The following is a 17,809-nucleotide window of genomic DNA, read 5'->3' as shown; positions in this document are numbered from 1 at the left end:
CAATGAGATCGATATTTCCTAGAACTGGAGGCACTGCTTTGAGGAAACGATTCTTTCGCTACTTCGATTCAGTAATCAAAATGGAAGTTGAAAGAGAGGGTAAGACGAAGTTTGAAACTGGTTCGGTATTGGCGGCGCCTGAAGAAGAACTGGATAGCGCCGCGGCAAATCATCTCTTCCAAGGGTTGAGACTGCATGGGCTAGAAGGATCCTCATCGCAGGACTTCAACGAGATGAAGATTGAAGAAAAGACAGATGGATTCAGTATTACGATCGAACTACATAACGACCAGGCAGTTCTCGGACTTGGACAGACCATCGGACCCCTGAACAAGAGAGGCGGGGTCTATGAGATGTACAACACAGACGAACCGGATCACTCGCCATCAAAAAAAAAGTTATACTCAACCCTTCCAATCTTCTACATTTCCTCTCCCGAGAGGCAGATTGGCTTCTTCCTTGATCATCCAGGCTATTCGAGATTCGACGTAGGGTTCGAGATCAGAGACCGGCTGAAGATTGATGTGGAAGGCAGTGGTTTTGATCTCTTCATGTTTTTCGAGAAACCCGAAGAGATCCTGAGGGATATTTTCAAGCTCACAGGCAATCCCATGTTCTTGCCCATCTGGTCTTTAGGTTATCACCAATCAAGATGGTCCTACGCAGACGAAAAAACTGTTCTGGACATCGCAAAGGAATTCAGAGACCGGAAGATTCCTTGTGACGCTATTTACCTTGATATAGACTACATGGATGAATTTATGGTCTTCACTTGGAACAGCGATCGCTTTCCCGAACCATCCTCGATGATCGATGAACTCTCCAGTATGGGAATGAAAGTTGTCGCGATAGTCGATCCAGGAGTCAAGGCCGTCGATGGATATGACGTATTCGAAGAAGGAATCAAAAATGATTCATTCTGCAAGCGGGAAGACGGCAGACTTTTCAGAGCGGCTGTCTGGCCTGGAGAATCGAGCTTTCCCGACTTCCTGAACGCGGCCACGAGAAGTTGGTGGGGAAAGTATTACGATCGCTTATTGAAGAATGGAATAGCTGGATTCTGGAACGACATGAATGAACCTGCAATATTCTACACGCCGGAATCACTGAAAGAACTAAGACTGATGTCTTCTGAACTGGAGGACCGAGGAATAGAAACCGAGTTTCTTTTCGGTAGAATCATGTCGAAGAAAAAGTATCATGACTATGGGAATGATTTCACACAGAGAGATGACGGAGGAATAGTACACCTGCACAGTGAGGTTAGAAACATCTACGGATTCAATATGGCTAGAGCCGCCTATGAAGGTATTAGGAGATACGATCCTGGAAGAAGACCGTTCAACATTACAAGGTCATCTTACCCCGGAATTCAACGATACGCCATCCTGTGGACCGGAGACAATGATAGCCAGTGGGAGCACCTTCTGAGTGAAATAAGGCTGGTGCAATCTATTTCGCTGGCCGGGGTGAGCTTCACCGGTTGTGATGTGGGGGGCTTCGGAGGTGATTGCAGCGGAGAGTTGCTTGTCCGCTGGACACAGTTCGGGGCATTTCTTCCCTTTTTCAGAAATCACAGCGCCATTGGCACTAGAAGACAGGAACCCTGGGCCTTCGATGAAGAAGTGGAAAGGCTTGTCAAGAAGGCTATCGATCTCCGATATTCATTACTTCCATACCTTTACTCGATTCACAAGCAATCAGTAGATGGTGAGACCACTATGATAAGACCTCTCTCATTAGTCTGGCCCCAAGACAGGGAGACTTACTACGCCGATGACCAGTTTATGTTGGGTTCAGCTATAATGGTAGCACCCGTCTATCAAAGGAATTCAGAGGGAAGACATGTGTACCTACCGGAAGGAGAGTGGCTTGATCTCAACAGTAAGAGTGTTATCGAAGGCGGCCACATTTGGGTGAACGCTCCTTTGAACACGGTTCCTCACTTTCAGAGGCGGGACACCCTACTAGTTACTACAGCCAGTTCACAGTACACAGAGAGTGGCTCCTGGGGAGACCTTCATATCACTGGCTTTGTGAAAGAACGAGCCGAATTCGATCTATACGAGGACGATGGCTTCACTTACGCCTATAAAACTGGTGAATACTCAATCAAAAAGCTAGTTGTAACCAACACACATTATGGAATCAAGATCGAGATCCGACCTCAGAAAGGAACCTTTATGTGTAAGGAGAGAGTCTTGTCGTTTGAAATATATAATGAATCGGGGCTTCATGAAGCAGAAATCTGCGATTCTCCCGAGGGTTGCGATATTCTAGTAGAGTAGTCTGAATTCAAAGTATGGAAGGGGCTTCATGTTCTGGAGCATGACTCCCATTCTGATGTCTATCGGGTATGCTGCGTAAAGATAGGCAGTCTCGAATTTGTACAATGCCAATCTCCAGGAAAAACGGCTTCCAATCAGCAGGTCAATTTTCGCCCCTATCCCTTCTTCTGAAAGATGGACGAGATTCAAGAGATTGATTCCTCTCCTAGAAACAGCGTAATCCGAAGAAACTGATAGCCCGACAACAATATTTGAAGTATCTCTGAAGTCCCACATTTCGACCGGCACAACAGAAGGATCAGCACCGAAGGTTACTCTTGAGAAGATAGTAGAATCGATGGTGAATCCGCCTCTCTTCCAGTCAAAATCAACGTTTATACCTACATCGACGAGATTCGATGTCGCTGTCTGAGTATCTCTAATATTGATTAGAGTCTCTAGCGAAGCTTGACCACCATAAAGAGCTGAAGAATCTTGAAGAATCGCATTGACCGATCCAGAGACTCGCAGAGGGTATTCAAATCTGGCCCTCCAGCCGAATGAAAGTTTCGGGTTTATTCTGTACTGTCTGTAGGCATCCAAAGAAGCTTGTGGCCTAAGATCCGAAAATGCAACTGAAAGAGCAAAATCGACTGGCGCGTAATCTTCACTGAGGAGTTCTATGTGAAGACCCGGTTGCATCGTTTCGAAATTAAATGAACCTCCTGCAATGAGTTTGTTGTGAAACGTCAGGTCGGTGAAAAGGACCGATAATCCTTTGTATGGGATCGGTGAAATGAACTTCCAGTTTGCAAAACCATCATACTTAGTCCCCTCTACGGGTTCAGCAGAGTGAAAATCAATCTCGACTGCATCCAGTTCAAAGTCGGCAGGCTTAGTATCTGAGGCCTGGAGCAGTTTGTTGCCATGAAACTGACCCGCGGCAACAAATCCATCTCTAATTCTGGCGGGCTCCCTGACGTACCTGGCAAAGGAGGCCTGTCCGGACATCTTTCCTCCTGGTGTCAGGAGATAAATGCCGCTGCCGACGCCGTTTTGAATGGAAATAAGAAACCCATTAGCCGTCCAGCTGCCGATTGAAAAATCCTTAGTTACCTCAAAGAGGTTTAGATTCTCGTCAATTGAAGAATAAAGCGCCAAATACTTACTTCCAAGAATATTTACCCTGAATGCGACCAGAGTTCCTTCAAGAGAAGCTCTGAGGTTGTCAATCTGCATTTCAGCACCGGCAGAAGATTCGAAGATCGGTGTGATCCTTTCATTTCTTAGAGAAAGAATCTCCACTGAAGGAATTCCAAAGTTATTCTTCAGAACAACCAGGCGGTCCTTACCTAGAAAATCAATCCCCAGAAGATGGGCGTGTTTTGTCCTTTCCAGTTTTCCTTCTCTGAAGAAATATAGCCTTGTCTCAGATACTTCTCTTTCGAAAACGAGAAGTGCTATTTCATTTTCGAAAACGGAGAAATCAAGAATCTCCATGGTTGAATTGAGAATTTCGGTTCCTTCCTTGTACAGCGAGTAACATCTCATCTCTCTATCGTAAGCGAGATAGTACAATCCACCTGAATAATTCTTTGGTCTGAAGTGACTGACAAATTCCTCGATTTTCTGAGAGTATTTGTTAATCGTGGGGACTTCAATTTCCTTCCATCTATGCGTCTGAATCTCTATGAATTCTGCCTTCAATTCTTCATAACTCTTTTCATAAACCATTCTGAAAGCGACTTCAACTCCGGCGAATCCAAGAATCCCCGACTTTATTTTGACCAATTCCTGAATGCTTTCAAAGCCATAGGTCTCATATAGGAATGTCAGGAATGCATAGCCGTAATTGTAATACGCCTCTCCCCCGATGCCGCTGTAACCAGACACAACGGTCTCCTCGAGAAAGGAATCTTCTTTGTCAAGTTGATCCCAAAGAAAAGGCAAGCGTCTGTAATCGTACTCATAAAGGTCTCCAATAAGCTCGCTACCTAGCTGGGCAAAGCCTTCGGTGAACCACATGGGCTGAAGGGCGTTAGGAAGGTAAAGCCTTGAGAAATAATTCCTCAGAAAGTTTCCCACTGGAGTTGTTGCGGTCATCTGAAATAGATGACTAAGTTCGTGAGTGATTACTTCCTCCAACCAGAAGCCGTCATTTCTGTAGGGATAGTCGAGACCGATCGTCATTATGTAGATTGATTCCATGATTGGATTTGCCAGACCGTTTGATCGATCCTCGTAGCCTCCAATCAATATGGAGATCTTGTCTCTGAAAGGGTTTCCGAGCAGCTCGCTCAAGCCAAGGAAGGCGTTTTCTGCAATCTCTTCAATTTGGGAAACAGAGCCTGCCACTTCGTCGTGGTATATATAAACAAAGTGCTCTGATTCATGCTTCAACCAGTCCAAATCTCTGAATGAGTATCCACTGACAATTATTGAAATCAGCAGAACAAAGACCAGCATATACCTTCTGAACAAAACAACACCGCCTTCTTGAAAGGAGATCACTACTATTATAGACTATGCAAAGGCGACAAAGCCCTAAGGTTGCCGGTTACTTCATCGCAGTGCTATTATTGGTTGAGGTGCTTTATGGCAGAGATAGAAAGAGATAGGCTCTTGGCATATTTTGCAGGAATCGGTTCTTCAGTTATCTTTGGTCTTTCCTTTCTATTTACGAAGAACGCTCTTGAATACACAAATCCCATGTACTTTCTTTCGTACAGGTTCTCCGTTGCCTTTCTGACTATTTCATTGTTCAGATTGTCTGGTATCATCAGAATCAGACCCTATAGAGCAGTTTTCAAAGACCTGCTTCTTCTCAGTCTTGTTCAACCAGTCATGTACTTCATCTTCGAAAATGTTGGCGTCTCTTTGTCAACTTCATCGGAAGCTGGAATTCTCCTTTCGACAATTCCTATCTTCGTCCTGATCTTCGCCAGGATATTCCTTAAAGAGAGACTTGCCGCCCCACAGATAATCTCGGTCTTGACTGCGCTGTTTGGCATAACCTTGATCACCGCCGGAAAGGGTATTTCCGCAGGAAGCAGTCCCCTGGGGCCTGTCATTTTAATAGGCAGCACAATCTCGGCAGCCTTCTATAACATTCTCTCCCGAAAAGCCTCGGTGAAGTTCAGATCATGGGAGATCACATATCATATGATGACGATGGGTTTCATCTCTTTCACCGTGATTGCAGTTATACTGTCCCTGTCAAGAGGAGAGTTTTTGCTATACATCGGTGGAATCGCTCAGCCTCGTGTCGCCATTGCTGCGCTTTACCTCGGTACATTATCGTCGGTTGGAGCCTTCTTTCTTATAAACTTCATGTTGTCCAAACTCCAAGCTTCGCGTTCAACTGTATTTGTTTACCTGTCAACTGTTGTGTCTCTTCTGGCCGGTGTTGTCTTCAGGGGCGAAAGGTTTGGTTCAATTCAGATTCTTGGAGTAGCTCTCATTCTATTCGGAGTTTGGGGTGCGAACGCATTGACCAGGAGAAGAATCAAGGAGGAGTTGAAATGATGAAGAGAACGATGGTCTTGATATTCATCTCGGCAATAGTTATGACTCATGGAGTTTCATTCATTACCACATCGGAGTCTACGCCTACGGTAGTAATTCTCGAGAAGTCATCTGAGCTGGAAATGTCGCGGCTAGAAAACAACTGGTGGAGAACCGAAACGACTCTTGAACCGGGCATGTATCACTACTATTTCTCTACGGAAGAATCCACTCTCACAGCCGAAAGCGATCGTGGCAATCAAAGCGAAACTGAAAACGGACTTTTTCTTCTGTTCGTCGAGGACTTCGGGGAGCTTCAGAATTCTGTCATTCATGATTTTGGAAATAGGGATTATTTCAACCCGGTAAATGAAAAGGAGTTTTACTTCGCTGTTTCACTGCCCTCAGGTGAAACTTATGAAGTGCAGTTGGTAATCGATGACAAAGAGTACCCACTCGAATATCTCCGTGATTTCGGCAACCAAAGCTTCTATCGAAGCGAAAGAATTGAGGTCGAAATACTTGAATACTACTTCAAGATTGGAACAGGAAAGGACTCAGTCATCCTCGATTCTCTTGGACTATGTCGAGAGCCTCGTGCTTTCTTCAGTTTTTCCAAAGAGAGACTTCCTATCTCCTACTTCGAACTACCTGAATGGTCTAAAGGAGTGCTCTACTATCAGATATTTCCCGAGAGATTCGCAAACGGAGATCCCAGTAACGACCCCAACGGATCCCAGTCCTGGGATGTTGACCCCGCCTATGCGAACCTGGGGGGTGACGGTTTTTTTGGCGGAGACCTCAAAGGAATCATCGATCACTTCGATCATATTCTTGAACTGGGGGTAGAGGCCATCTATCTGAATCCCATTTTCGAGAGTCCTTCAAGCCACAAGTACGATACTGAAGACTACCTTAAGATCGATGATAATTTCGGCAACGACTATGTTTTCGAGGAATTCATTTCACTGGCAGAAGATTCTGGTATCAAGTTGATTCTCGATGGAGTTTTTAATCATACCGGCTACGACTTCTTCGCATTCAAAGATCTCCGTGAAAGAGAGGAAACTTCCCCCTACAAGGACTGGTATTTTGTCAAACGCTTTCCAATAAGGAAGATCCAGGATAGGGCAATGACATATGTGGGATGGAACGGCTACGCATACATGCCTAAGGTAAACAGCCTCAACGAAGGCTGGCAGGCTTACGTGGAAAGACTTGTGCGCAAGTACGATTTTGAAGGAATTGGTGGCTGGCGCCTCGATGTCGCTACAGAAGTCGACCCTCTCTTCTGGAGCGGTTTTTTCAGACCACTCGTAAAGAGCCTTGAGAAGGACATGATTCTTGTCGCAGAGTTCTGGGGCGATGCAAGATCTCTTCTGAGGGGTAAGACCTTCGATTCGGCAATGAATTATCCTTTCAAGGAAGCTGTGATCGAGTATGTATTCAGAGCGGGAAACTCCGCTGCAAAGTTCGCAGCCATGACTAATCTGTATCTGAACGCTTATCCACCTCAGATGCTGCATTCTCTATGGAACATTCTAGACAGCCACGATACCGAGAGAATTCTTACCCTTGCCTTCAATCAGGTTGATCTTCTGAAGATAGCAGTGGCGATTCAGATGACTTTCATCGGAAGCCCTGTTATTTACTACGGAGATGAAGTTGGAATGAAGGGCGGAAAGGATCCCGAAAACAGGGCTCCCATGCTTTGGGATGAGGAGAAATGGAATTGGGAGATCTACGACTTCTACAAAACCCTTATTGATCTTAGAAGAGCTCATGAATCGATTAGAGATGGAGAATATGAAGTATTGACGGCTGAAGGACCGGTTTTCTCATTCAGGAGATGGAAGGACTATGACGAAGTGATCGTTGTGATTAACCCTTCAAGGGAAAATGCCTTTTTCAACCCTGAATTCGAAGGAGAATTCTGCGAATACCTTTCTGGAAGAAACATTTCTTTATACGAAAACACGGCCGAGATCCCACCGTTGACCGTCTGGATTCTAGTACAGGAGGATTGAAACCTCACCTCCGGAACAGAAATCAGCTACCGAAGACAGTATTGCATGAATGATGATAGTGCAATAAGCACTGTTCAATCTTCACGAACAGGTTCGGGCAACGGACTCTTTATTTTGTGGATCTACTCTTTTGTATCCAGATGCTTCTGCAAGGAAGCTCAACTTCATCGACAGAAGGCACCACACCGGACCAATCCCGATACATTTCCTTTAGTTTTATCGAATGCCTCGGTGTATCAGTAAGATTCACAAATGAAATCACGTTACTTTGAGATGCCTTTCTCGTGCAGGCCGCAAAAACCCCATTCATACCGTCAAGGAATACCCTTGGTTCTCCCCCTCTAAGCGATATCGCTTCTCTTAGCAGCTCTATTCCATTTTTGTCTACTCGCGCCATGTCATCGCTATTGAGCATCATTCCGTCAAGCAATCCCACCGACAGAGCAAAGATTCTCTTTTCATCTTCGGTGAGGTCGCAGTCTCTGAGGATTATCGTATCAGGATCGTTGAGCCACAGTCTTCGGTGCATGAAAGATCTTGTGTATGCGTTCCTCAAGCAGAATCTTGCGCTGGGAACCCCGATATCCATGGGTTCACCGTTCCAATGAGGCGCAGTATCTGATCCTATCCTCATTCCGTCGACAAAACCAACTGAAGGGAGGAGCGGCGCCCCACAACCAAGAATGAAGCAATCCTCTCCAGCAGCGTCTCTGATCATCCGCATGCCTGTTCTGTAGGCTTCGACGGGACTAACGCTTTCATCAAACCTCCTTCCCGGGATGGCACCCGCGAAGAGGAAATCTATCTTCAAGTAATCAAAGCCAGAATCTCTAATCGACTTTATCAAGTTTTTTAGATAAGTCAAGGCTTCGGGGTTCGTGCTGTCAAGTGCGAATATCCGTTTCCCCCAGTTTCTGTAAGCGACTTTGGGGCTTTCATCATCGTTTCTAACAAACCAATTTCTGTGCTCATTGAACAGTCTGGAAGTCTCAGAAGCGGAAAAGGGCGCTATCCAAAGTCCTGCCATGAACCCTTCTCTCTTGATTTCCGACGCAATTTCCTTCAATTCGGGAAACTTGGAGTTGGTTTGAAGCCAATCACCTATGTCTTCTTGATAGCCGTCATCCAGTTGAACAAGCCTGTAATCTATCTTCTCGCGCTTTCTGATTTCTGCAAGGAGTCTCACATTCTTAGACAGCTCCTCGAAAGTGATCTCTGTGAAATAGTGGTACCAGCTGCACCATCCGATCCCTTCAAACTCTCTGAATTCTACTGAGTTCTTCTTATTTATCAAGTCTGCATACTCTTCAAGCATTTCCCAGAGAGTGTTACTGCCATATATGGCCATTGTCTCCAGTTCAATCGATTCCCCAGGCAGTAATCTGGTCCCAAAGAGATCTGCAACACCCTTAATGCTTGAAGATTCATCGTTCCATAGGAAGTACTGATGAGAAAATTCATTGGAGACGAAACCCACCAGAAGTTCATCTGTGGCGATAAAGTAGTCGCTCGGTCTAAACCCCTCTCTCAAGATTTCCGGAATAGGGGTAGCTGCAAGAAGGCTGATCCCCTGTGAATCGGCAAATTGAACTAGAGGTTCCACTAAAGGTTGTTCCCAGTAGGCCTTGAAGGGAAACCAGGACTGCCAATTGTTATAATAAACAGGTTCACTGACGTCTTGAATTTCAATCAGATCTACCTTCCCAACTCTCAGTGGAGTATCGCTCACGTTTCGAATCGTAACTTGAACAAGAACAGCAGATGAATCGGGAAGACTGGAGAAGGCATAGTCAACGCTCAGGTCTTCTTTCTCTATCTTGAATTCTCTCCCGCCGGCAAGAATCAACTCTTTGATGCTCTCAACTCTTATTTTAAGCACTCTAGATCACCTCACAGCTTTGCTTTCAATTATAGGCCAGTGCAAAAACAAGTTGAATCATTGTCTCACCATTGGTACCAGTGGGAAAGCCGTTTACGCTATCAATTCTGATTGTGTGTTTTTGATACTCTCTCAGACGCTCAGTTTCTAGCATTTGCATGGAACATCTTCCTTCACAAAGGAGAACCGAGTTTATGGCTAACAGGTTTCAGATTTCCTTCAACACACTGTCCAGATCTGCAAGAAGATCCTCAATGTTCTCAATGCCTACAGAGAGTCTTACTCCTCCTTCAGAAAGTCCTACCTCACATAACTGCTCGCTTGTGAATGAAGAATGACTTGTAAGAACCGGAATCGTTGCTAGAGACTCGACTCCGGCCAAACTTGTAGCTTCAAGAAAGAGCTCGCTCTTCCTTATGAACTCCTTTGCCGTCTTTAGATCCTTCACTTCGAGATAAACGACACCTCCGAACCCCTTGCAGTCGGCGAAACAGTTTGGGACGGCACTTTTTAAAGATGGGTGAGAAACCAGACTAACCTTCGGACTCTTTGAAAGAAAAAGAGCTATCTCTTTTGCGTTATTGTTGTGCAGTTCCATCCGGAGTCCAAGTGTCTTGACTCCTCGGCATACAAGAAAAGCTTCGAAAGGAGCCCCGTTTGTGCCCAGCTTGATCATTTTCTTCCTTGCACGTGTTTCCAGCTCTCTGTTTCTGAAAGCTGCAAATCCAGCAATAACATCTGAATGACCGTTCACGTATTTCGAGAGGCTTTGGACATCGATGTCTGCTCCGTACTCAAGGGGTCTGAAATTGTAAGGTGACAAGAAGGTATTATCTACTGCAAGTAGAGCTCTACTCCTGCTTGTAATGTGTGATATTCTCTGGATATCGGAGAGAATCAAATTAGGATTTGTCATGGATTCAACATAGACAATTCCAGTATTATCGTCAACCAGACTTTCAAGACCTTCAAGCTGGGACTGGTCGAATCGCCTTATTTCCACACCCATATCCGGCAGGTCTCCAAGAAGGCTCTGTGTACCACCGTAGATATTCCTAGAAATTACCAAATTCATTCCCGATCTCAAAAAAGTGAGAAAGATTGTAGTTATCGCTCCCATTCCCGAGGAAAAGAAGATTCCTCCAGCTCCTCCAAAGAGGTCTGAAAGCTTTCTTTCTACAACACCTATTGAAGGATTTCCAACCCTTGTATAAAAAGTCTCTGAGTTTTCGCTCGCATACTTTTCATCGTCGACCACGAAGTTAGATGTTTGAAAGATTGGAGTCGACACCGCGTCAAAAATCTTTCTCTCTTCTCCGATGTGAACCGCTCTAGTATTGAATCCGCTCATCTGTCTATCAGCTTTCCTCTAACAAGGAATCAACAGCTACTACTCTCTTTTCTACTGCAGAAACCAGCCCAGCCTCGATGGTGGCAAGATCCAAGAGGGCTTCTCCAACCGTGCCAAGAGAGTTCTTCTCACCTTCAACTACATTATAGAAGTCCCTGAATTCTTCAATGAAACCATCCGTCTTGTTTACAAAGATTTTTTCACGATCAGCGGCGAAGATTTCGATAGTTGCTCCGTCCTTATCAACAAGCATAAGCCCGTCTGTCCCGACTATTTCGAACCTGTTGAGGGGAGAGGCAGCACCGTAAACAACAGAGTAGTTTCCGATTACTCCATTTTCAAGAGTCATGTTGAAGACTACGCAGTTTTCTGCACCAAGATAGTCAAGACTTTTCTTTGTGAATCCGCTAACTTCTTCTACGTCGCCGAGGGTTTTTCTTAAGGCTGCTACATCGTGAACACCACCATCAGAAATAAAACCCCCGACGTGTTCTGGCGTCTGTCTCCACTTGGTCTGTACATATTTGTTATCCTGTCCAAAATCAACCCATTTAAGCCAGCTGAAAGCAAGGGGTATTCCTATCCTGCCTTCTTTCAGCAGTTCGGCAGCTTTCTCATAGACTTCTATGTGTCTGTAGTTTTCGGCTATGTAGACGGGAGAACTGCCGGGAAGCCTCAACAAAGGCACTGCTTCCTTGACAGAGGCCGCAACCGGTTTTTCGCAGATTACCGGCTTATTAGCTCTTCTTGCAGCTATAATCATCTTCGGATTCAGGGAAATCGGAACTGCCAAAACAACAGCATCGACCGAGTCTGAAGAGAGCATCTCTTCATAAGAATCAAAGACCCTTACGTCGCCACCAACTATCCCGGCGAATTCCTCAGCCTTCTTTCTAGTTCTGCTGTTGACGGCAACAACTGTAAATGACTCACTGAGCTTTCTCAGTGCCGGAAGATGGAGTTCCCTTGAGGCTATACCGGCCCCAACCACACCTAAATTAATTTTCATACGAATCCTCTCCTTCGGTAATTCAACTTAAGATGCAAGAGATCCGAGGGATTTGTTGACCCCAAGATTACACTATAGGCTGAAAGAGGAATCAACTTCTCTTGCCCCATCTGATGTCCTCACTTCGTATGAGTCTAAATCTATCCCGAATCTCTCTTTATATCTGGTCTTGATCACTTCAACAATCTTTTTCTCTTCTTCTTTTTCGCACAGGGAAAGTACCGACCCCCCGAATCCTGCCCCTATCATTCTCGCACCTGAGACGCCCTTCATTTCTCTTAGTGTATTGACAATGAAGTCGGTTTCATCGCAGCTTACTTCGTAGTCAAGAGCGAGGGATTCGTGAGACTGAATTAGAAGCCTACCAAGGTTCTCGAAATTTGAGTTGGACATAATTTTTACTGACTCCAGGACTCTCATGTTTTCCGAAACTACGTGCAACGCACGCCGGTAGTACAGCTCACCCAATCTGCTCCTATTTGGAAAGAGATCTACCATGGAGACATCGCGATAGCTGCTCTTTCCAAGAATTTCAAGAGCCTTTCTCGCTTCCTCTCTTCTTGTGTTGTAGCCTCCTTTAGAAAGAGAATGATGGACTTTGGAATCAAAAACGAGAAACGTATAATCTCCAAGTTCTAGAGGTACATATTCGTAGCGCATCTCAAGGGTATCAAGGAATATGGCCTTGTCCTTCTTGCCCATTACAGCCGCAAACTGGTCCATGACTCCGCACTTGACTCCGACAAACTCATTTTCAGCCTTTCGAGCATAATCATAGAGCTCAGTCTCATCGAGCTTCAAATTGAAAGACGAGTTCAGTGCAACAATCATGGCTACTTCAACTGCGGCCGAACTTGAAAGACCTGCTCCTTCTGGGAGATTGGAGTTAATCTCAATGCTCATACCACCAAACTCTGTGCCAAGCTCATCCTTAAGAACCCACAAGACCCCTTTCAGATAATCGCTCCAGTCATCGGTCTTTTGGATCTTTGATTCATCAAATGAGACTGGTTCCCTTCCCATCGAGCTCAGTGATATCTTACTACCACTTGTCTTCTCGACCGATAGAAGGACGTATTTGTCAATCGCAACGGGTAAAACAAATCCTTCATTGTAATCGGTGTGCTCACCTATGACGTTAATCCTACCAGGTGCAACAAAATACCTCTTCAAAACAACACCTCCAACATTGTACATATATGCTGTCTGTCCTTATTGAGAGGATAGCACCGCCAGAACAAAAAAACAAAGCGGGCCATGGCCCGCCAGATAGTTTCTAGGCTCTTTACTAGTGAATTCCCAGAAGATTGTCTATCTTGCTCTTGTCGAATCCAACAATGACCTGACTACCTATTGTTATGACTGGGACACCCATCTGCCCGCTTTTCTTCACCATTTCCTCTGCCTTGGCTTTGTCCTTACTCACATCGTAATCTTTGAAAGGAATCCCGTTAGTCTTGAAATAATCTTTCGCTCTCTTGCACCAGGGACAGGATGGGGTAGAATATACAATAACCTTTGCGTTCATAATTTTACACCTCCGGTTACCCCCGTGGGGTATTTAATTACATTATAGAACACCCTCTTTTTTGTGTCAACCCCGCTTCGTCACTGGCTTCATTCCTGGCTTCAGTTGAGAAAGATCGGAGAAAGTGATTATGGTTTCACCTTGTTAAGAAGAATTTCAAGCTTCTGCAACTGGCGGAGCAGAATGAGTTGTTGCTCTGTCACCCTCTTTCTGTTGGCGATCAGATTCTGCAGATGACCTAGGGCCACCAATTTTGCGAGGTCGTCGTTGCTAAGCGACTGCTTAGAGAGAAGCTCTTTCTCAGATTTCTTCCATTCCATATAGAAAAGTCTCCCTGATGGAGTCCACCTTGCAAAAATTTTCTTCGGAACAACTAGCAGAAGCCACCCAAGACACCAATCGGCATAAAGTACAATCGAAATTACCAGTGATTCATCAGGAAAAGACAGGTACACCTGCCAGTTTCCAAAAACAAATTTGAGTATCACAGACCAGATTATCAAGTAGAAAACCGAAAAAACAGACATAACGGTAGAACCCAGATACTCATAGAACCTTCCAGACTTAACAATACGCATTGCATGCTTCTGCCAGAAAACGTATTGCTCTTTGAACTCGTCAAGAGAGAAGTTGTCCTTCTCTGCATCAGGAACTTCCACTGAACCGACGTTGTTTCTTCGAAGTGATTTCAGCGTCTGTAAGGCCCACTGCTGTTGAGTCGGGATCCCATTGTTACCGGCACCAACGGATATCGAATTCTCCCCAAGGTTGATCTCTCCGCTGTTATGCATCTCAAGAACTGTTGCTAGAAATCCATTGTTATCCACTTCCTGGAAAGGGTTTTTGATTACTGCGTTAAGAAGATATCCTGGCACATCGTAAATCCGATAGCCGATTTCGGACTTCACCTGAGGCTCTACGCCAAAGAGAATAAACGTGAAAAACAATACGAAAAAGGGCACCGCGATTTGAAATCCTATCAAGCCAGACAAGAATGCCTGCTGGAACATAGCGATTTCGTGTTCTTTACGAATCGAACTCTTGCTTATCGTTGTGCTCACGGCATTTGACATAGTATTTGCGATACTCTTTGAAAACGAGACTTTCATCTCACCAGAAGCATTCGAAAGTACCGATTTCATCTGGAGTTTCACGGAATTTCCGACTATCTCTACGCTGGCTTCTTTGTATGGTCTCACTGAAATATCACTCTTGGTTATCCTGGTGGCAATCGATTCGGGGAGTTCTATTGAGAGAGTAATGTCTCTAGTCATGGCATCCGAGTTTGGTTCCCAAAACCTGTAACTCAAGACCGCTATATCTGACCCAATTTCGACGACACCGGAAATAATATATTCAGTAGTCATTGTGAATCCGCTGACTTCCTCTTCAAGGAAAATCCTAGCATCAAAGCCTCCGGGAGAGGAGGAGATCTCTCTAACGACCCCAACCTCCTGCGAAACATCGATAGAATACGAGTTCAAGACGGAAGGATACGATAAGTGAAGTCTCTTTGATGCTGTGCGGTTATTGCGAGAGAGCGAGTAGACTGAAAGTTCTTCGACGTGAAGATCACCCTGTTCGTCGAGTTTTGCATTTATCTCGACTGAATCGATCTTATATGGAGCCGATTCTCTCCAGAAACCATTGCCGAGCGCGATAAACATGAAGAAGCCGCTGACCATCATGAATATTATAAAGAAATACTTTCTTTCGAATTTCCTTTTCATTTCATCTCACCCTTTGTATTATACTCTGCTTATGAAAACTATCTAGAAAATGGAGGAAGAGATGCTTAAATGCAAACGGCTCTTCGTTTCGGATATGGATGGAACATTCTACCTGGGAAACACTCTTCTGCCGGGTAGTCTTGACTTCGCCATGGCTGTTCACCGCCTTGGCGCAAGACTGGTATTTCTGACGAACAATTCATCGTGCACACCTGAAGAATATATCAGAAAACTAGAAAAAATGGGTGTGGACAGAAAACTCTTCGAAGTCTACACCTCGGGAGAAGCAACAATTAGTTTTCTCAAGAGAGACTTTCCCAAAGAGAAAGCATTTCTTCTCTCAACTCCGTCTGTGAGAGAAATGTTCGAAAAGGGCGGAGTAATGCTGGATGATTTTGATCCCGAAGTGCTGGTACTTGCATTCGACACATCGATTACTTATGAAAAAATCCGAAGGGCAGCGCTTCTAATTAGACAGGGTATTCCTTATGTTGCCAGTCACCCGGACATCAACTGCCCGACTGAAGAGGGTCCCATACCCGATGTCGGAAGCTTGATAAGTCTCTTTGAAACCTCAACAGGCCGTAGGCCGGATCACATAATAGGAAAGCCCGACCCCACGATTTTGAAGATGGTAATGGAGGATTTCGATTGCAGTCAGGAAGAAACTGTCGTGATAGGAGACCGATTATATACCGATATTGAATGTGGTCTCAAGGCGGGGGTAGATACTTTCCTTGTTCTGTCCGGGGAAACCACGAGAGACATGATTCCGGACAGACATAGTTACAAAGTCGTAGAAAACGTGGGATCTCTGGCAAAGAAGATTAGAGATCACGATACTGTATAATTGCCATAAGTTGGAGGTGATTCAATGGTCATCCTTTTCGTTGTAATTGGAATTCTTGTTGTCTTAGCTCTTTGGCTCATCGGTGTATACAACAATTTAGTAACCCTTAAGAAGAGAGTCGAGAATGCCTGGTCGCAGATCGATGTTCAGCTCAAGAGAAGACACGATCTGATTCCCAACCTGGTCAATTCGGTGAAGGGCTACATGAAGTTCGAGCAGGAAACCCTGGACAAAGTAATTCAGGCAAGAGCAAAGGCCGTGTCCGCTCAAGGAGTTGGAGATAAGATCAAGGCTGAGCAGGAACTCGGCGGTGCGCTTGGTAGACTGCTTGCCATAGCCGAAAACTACCCTGATCTTAAGGCGAACACTAACGTCTCACAATTGATGGAAGAACTAACTACTACGGAGAACAAAATCTCTTACGCAAGACAGTTCTTCAATGATTCTGCTACCAAGTTCAATACAAAGATCGAGATCTTCCCTAATAACGTCATCGTTGGTTTCTTTGGGGGCAAGTTCGAATCCTTCCCGCTCTTTGAAGTCACAGAAGCCGAAAGAGGAACTCCCAACGTAGATCTCAATTTCTGAGGACAATGTCTTTTACTGTAGATTTCTACGAGGAAAGCAGAAAGAACGTAAGGAAGACCGTCATCCTTGTGATGGTCTTCCTTGTAATGATGATTGCATTTGGCCTGATTATTGATCTGGTGTTCGGAATACTACCCATATTTACCTTGGTTTTCTTGGCCATAGCATCTATACAGACCTTAGTATCCCTGACTTCAGGAAAGGAGATCGTCCTCAGATCAGTCAAAGCTCGCGAACTCAAAGCGAACGACCCCGAGGAGCGGCAGCTCAAGAACATAGTAGATGAACTGTCGATCGCCGCAGGAATGGGAAAACCTCCCGAAGTGTACGTAATCGATGACGATTCCGTGATCAACGCGTTTGCCACTGGAAGGAAGCAGGAGGATTCAGTTATTTGTGTGACTAGCGGACTTCTGAAGAACCTCGATCGTGAAGAAACTTCCGGAGTGATCGGGCATGAGCTGAGTCACATAGTCAACAGAGATATTCTTCTCATGACGCTTATTTCCGCACTACTGGGGGCCGTTGTGATAGTTCAGCTCCTTGCATTCAGGGCCCTGATCACCTATCTCAGATTTGGCGCAATTGGTGCTGCTACGAGATCGAGACGCTCCTCCAAGAAAAACGATAATTCTGTTCTTGCAATAATCGCCTTCCTGGCGGCAGTTGCTGGATTGGGTGCGCTTTTTTCATTTATTGGCAGGCTCTCTCTGCTAGCCGTTTCTAGAACAAGAGAGTACTTCGCCGACGCGCGCGCAGTGGAGTTGACAAGGAATCCTTCGGGCCTTGCCAATGCCTTGAGGAAAATCGTTACCTCTTCGGCGAAACTTCAGACAGCCAACGTTGCCACTGCCCATCTATTCATCTCCGATCCTCTAAAGAGAGGCATAAACAACAGGACTTCATTCTTTGCATCCCTTTGGAGCACTCATCCACCAATAGCGATGAGAATTTCGATTCTTGAAAACAAGACTCTGACGGAAATTGAGGCAGAGCTGTCCGATTACATATGATTTTCTTTTCCTTTTAAGTGAATTCACCCTGAGAAGCGAGTAGAGGAAACGAACCTGTAACTT

General features: G+C 45.1%; 13 protein-coding genes. 6 read left to right on the top strand and 7 right to left on the bottom strand.

Annotation, left to right across the window (positions count from 1 at the left end):
- Positions 1-2 precede the first annotated feature (2 nt).
- Complete coding sequence (locus Y697_RS12795; protein WP_259462562.1) at positions 3-2,288, top strand: TIM-barrel domain-containing protein; 2,286 nt, start codon at positions 3-5, stop codon at positions 2,286-2,288.
- On the opposite strand, the gene Y697_RS12790 is transcribed toward Y697_RS12795, so the two are convergent.
- A complete protein-coding gene (locus tag Y697_RS12790) occupies positions 2,277-4,748 on the bottom strand; it encodes a hypothetical protein (protein ID WP_121552153.1) in 2,472 nt (823 codons plus the stop codon). The two genes, Y697_RS12795 and Y697_RS12790, sit on opposite strands and share 12 nt — an antisense overlap.
- Positions 4,749-4,862: 114 nt before the next feature.
- Between Y697_RS12790 and Y697_RS12785 the strand changes: the two genes are divergently transcribed.
- On the top strand, positions 4,863-5,792 hold the full coding sequence (locus Y697_RS12785) for a DMT family transporter (protein ID WP_121552151.1): 930 nt from the start codon (positions 4,863-4,865) through the stop codon (positions 5,790-5,792).
- Positions 5,792-7,798: a glycoside hydrolase family 13 protein gene (locus Y697_RS12780; protein ID WP_259462561.1), complete on the top strand. Its 2,007-nt coding sequence runs from the start codon at positions 5,792-5,794 to the stop codon at positions 7,796-7,798. The genes Y697_RS12785 and Y697_RS12780 overlap by 1 nt, the downstream gene beginning before the upstream one ends.
- Before the next feature lie 109 nt (positions 7,799-7,907).
- Here the strand turns inward: Y697_RS12780 and Y697_RS12775 are convergent, their stop codons facing one another.
- From Y697_RS12775 to Y697_RS12750, 6 genes are all read right to left on the bottom strand, one after another.
- Positions 7,908-9,677, bottom strand: a complete 1,770-nt coding sequence (locus tag Y697_RS12775) for a glycoside hydrolase family 36 protein (protein ID WP_121552148.1) — start codon at positions 9,675-9,677, stop codon at positions 7,908-7,910.
- A gap of 208 nt (positions 9,678-9,885) precedes the next feature.
- Positions 9,886-11,028: a PLP-dependent aspartate aminotransferase family protein gene (locus Y697_RS12770; RefSeq protein ID WP_121552146.1), complete on the bottom strand. Its 1,143-nt coding sequence runs from the start codon at positions 11,026-11,028 to the stop codon at positions 9,886-9,888.
- 7 nt (positions 11,029-11,035) lie between these two features.
- Positions 11,036-12,037, bottom strand: a complete 1,002-nt coding sequence (locus tag Y697_RS12765) for a Gfo/Idh/MocA family protein (protein ID WP_121552144.1) — start codon at positions 12,035-12,037, stop codon at positions 11,036-11,038.
- A 72-nt stretch (positions 12,038-12,109) separates the two neighbouring features.
- Positions 12,110-13,234, bottom strand: coding sequence for a galactokinase (galK, locus tag Y697_RS12760; protein WP_183083819.1), 1,125 nt, complete (start codon positions 13,232-13,234; stop codon positions 12,110-12,112).
- Between the two features lie 91 nt (positions 13,235-13,325).
- Positions 13,326-13,565, bottom strand: coding sequence for a glutaredoxin family protein (locus Y697_RS12755; RefSeq protein ID WP_121552140.1), 240 nt, complete (start codon positions 13,563-13,565; stop codon positions 13,326-13,328).
- 128 nt (positions 13,566-13,693) lie between these two features.
- Positions 13,694-15,295: a DUF2207 family protein gene (locus Y697_RS12750; protein WP_121552138.1), complete on the bottom strand. Its 1,602-nt coding sequence runs from the start codon at positions 15,293-15,295 to the stop codon at positions 13,694-13,696.
- Positions 15,296-15,356: 61 nt separating this feature from the next.
- On the opposite strand from Y697_RS12750, the gene Y697_RS12745 reads away from it, so the two are divergent.
- The 3 genes from Y697_RS12745 to Y697_RS12735 are packed head-to-tail and all read left to right on the top strand — an operon-like array spanning position 15,357 to position 17,746.
- Complete coding sequence (locus Y697_RS12745; RefSeq protein ID WP_121552137.1) at positions 15,357-16,145, top strand: HAD-IIA family hydrolase; 789 nt, start codon at positions 15,357-15,359, stop codon at positions 16,143-16,145.
- Between the two features lie 24 nt (positions 16,146-16,169).
- A complete protein-coding gene (locus tag Y697_RS12740; protein WP_183083818.1) occupies positions 16,170-16,733 on the top strand; it encodes a LemA family protein in 564 nt (187 codons plus the stop codon).
- A gap of 5 nt (positions 16,734-16,738) precedes the next feature.
- The gene (locus Y697_RS12735) at positions 16,739-17,746 is read left to right on the top strand and encodes a M48 family metalloprotease (protein ID WP_121552136.1); all 1,008 of its coding nucleotides are present in this window, start codon (positions 16,739-16,741) and stop codon (positions 17,744-17,746) included.
- Positions 17,747-17,809 lie beyond the last annotated feature (63 nt).

This window comes from Mesotoga sp. BH458_6_3_2_1 (assembly GCF_003664995.1).
In the GTDB taxonomy this organism is placed as follows: Bacteria; Thermotogota; Thermotogae; order Petrotogales; family Kosmotogaceae; genus Mesotoga.
This window is presented reverse-complemented; position numbering and strand designations above follow the sequence as displayed.

Bases quoted from the DNA above. Each gene is read 5' to 3' on its own strand.
- Y697_RS12795 (WP_259462562.1), top strand. From the start codon at position 3: ATGAGATCGATATTTCCTAGAACTGGAGGCACTGCTTTGAGGAAACGA.
- Y697_RS12785 (WP_121552151.1), top strand. From the start codon at position 4,863: ATGGCAGAGATAGAAAGAGATAGGCTCTTGGCATATTTTGCAGGAATC.
- Y697_RS12780 (WP_259462561.1), top strand. From the start codon at position 5,792: ATGAAGAGAACGATGGTCTTGATATTCATCTCGGCAATAGTTATGACT.
- Y697_RS12770 (WP_121552146.1), bottom strand. From the start codon at position 11,028: ATGAGCGGATTCAATACTAGAGCGGTTCACATCGGAGAAGAGAGAAAG.
- Y697_RS12765 (WP_121552144.1), bottom strand. From the start codon at position 12,037: ATGAAAATTAATTTAGGTGTGGTTGGGGCCGGTATAGCCTCAAGGGAA.
- galK (WP_183083819.1), bottom strand. From the start codon at position 13,234: ATGTACAATGTTGGAGGTGTTGTTTTGAAGAGGTATTTTGTTGCACCT.
- Y697_RS12755 (WP_121552140.1), bottom strand. From the start codon at position 13,565: ATGAACGCAAAGGTTATTGTATATTCTACCCCATCCTGTCCCTGGTGC.
- Y697_RS12750 (WP_121552138.1), bottom strand. From the start codon at position 15,295: ATGAAAAGGAAATTCGAAAGAAAGTATTTCTTTATAATATTCATGATG.
- Y697_RS12745 (WP_121552137.1), top strand. From the start codon at position 15,357: ATGCTTAAATGCAAACGGCTCTTCGTTTCGGATATGGATGGAACATTC.
- Y697_RS12740 (WP_183083818.1), top strand. From the start codon at position 16,170: ATGGTCATCCTTTTCGTTGTAATTGGAATTCTTGTTGTCTTAGCTCTT.
- Y697_RS12735 (WP_121552136.1), top strand. From the start codon at position 16,739: ATGTCTTTTACTGTAGATTTCTACGAGGAAAGCAGAAAGAACGTAAGG.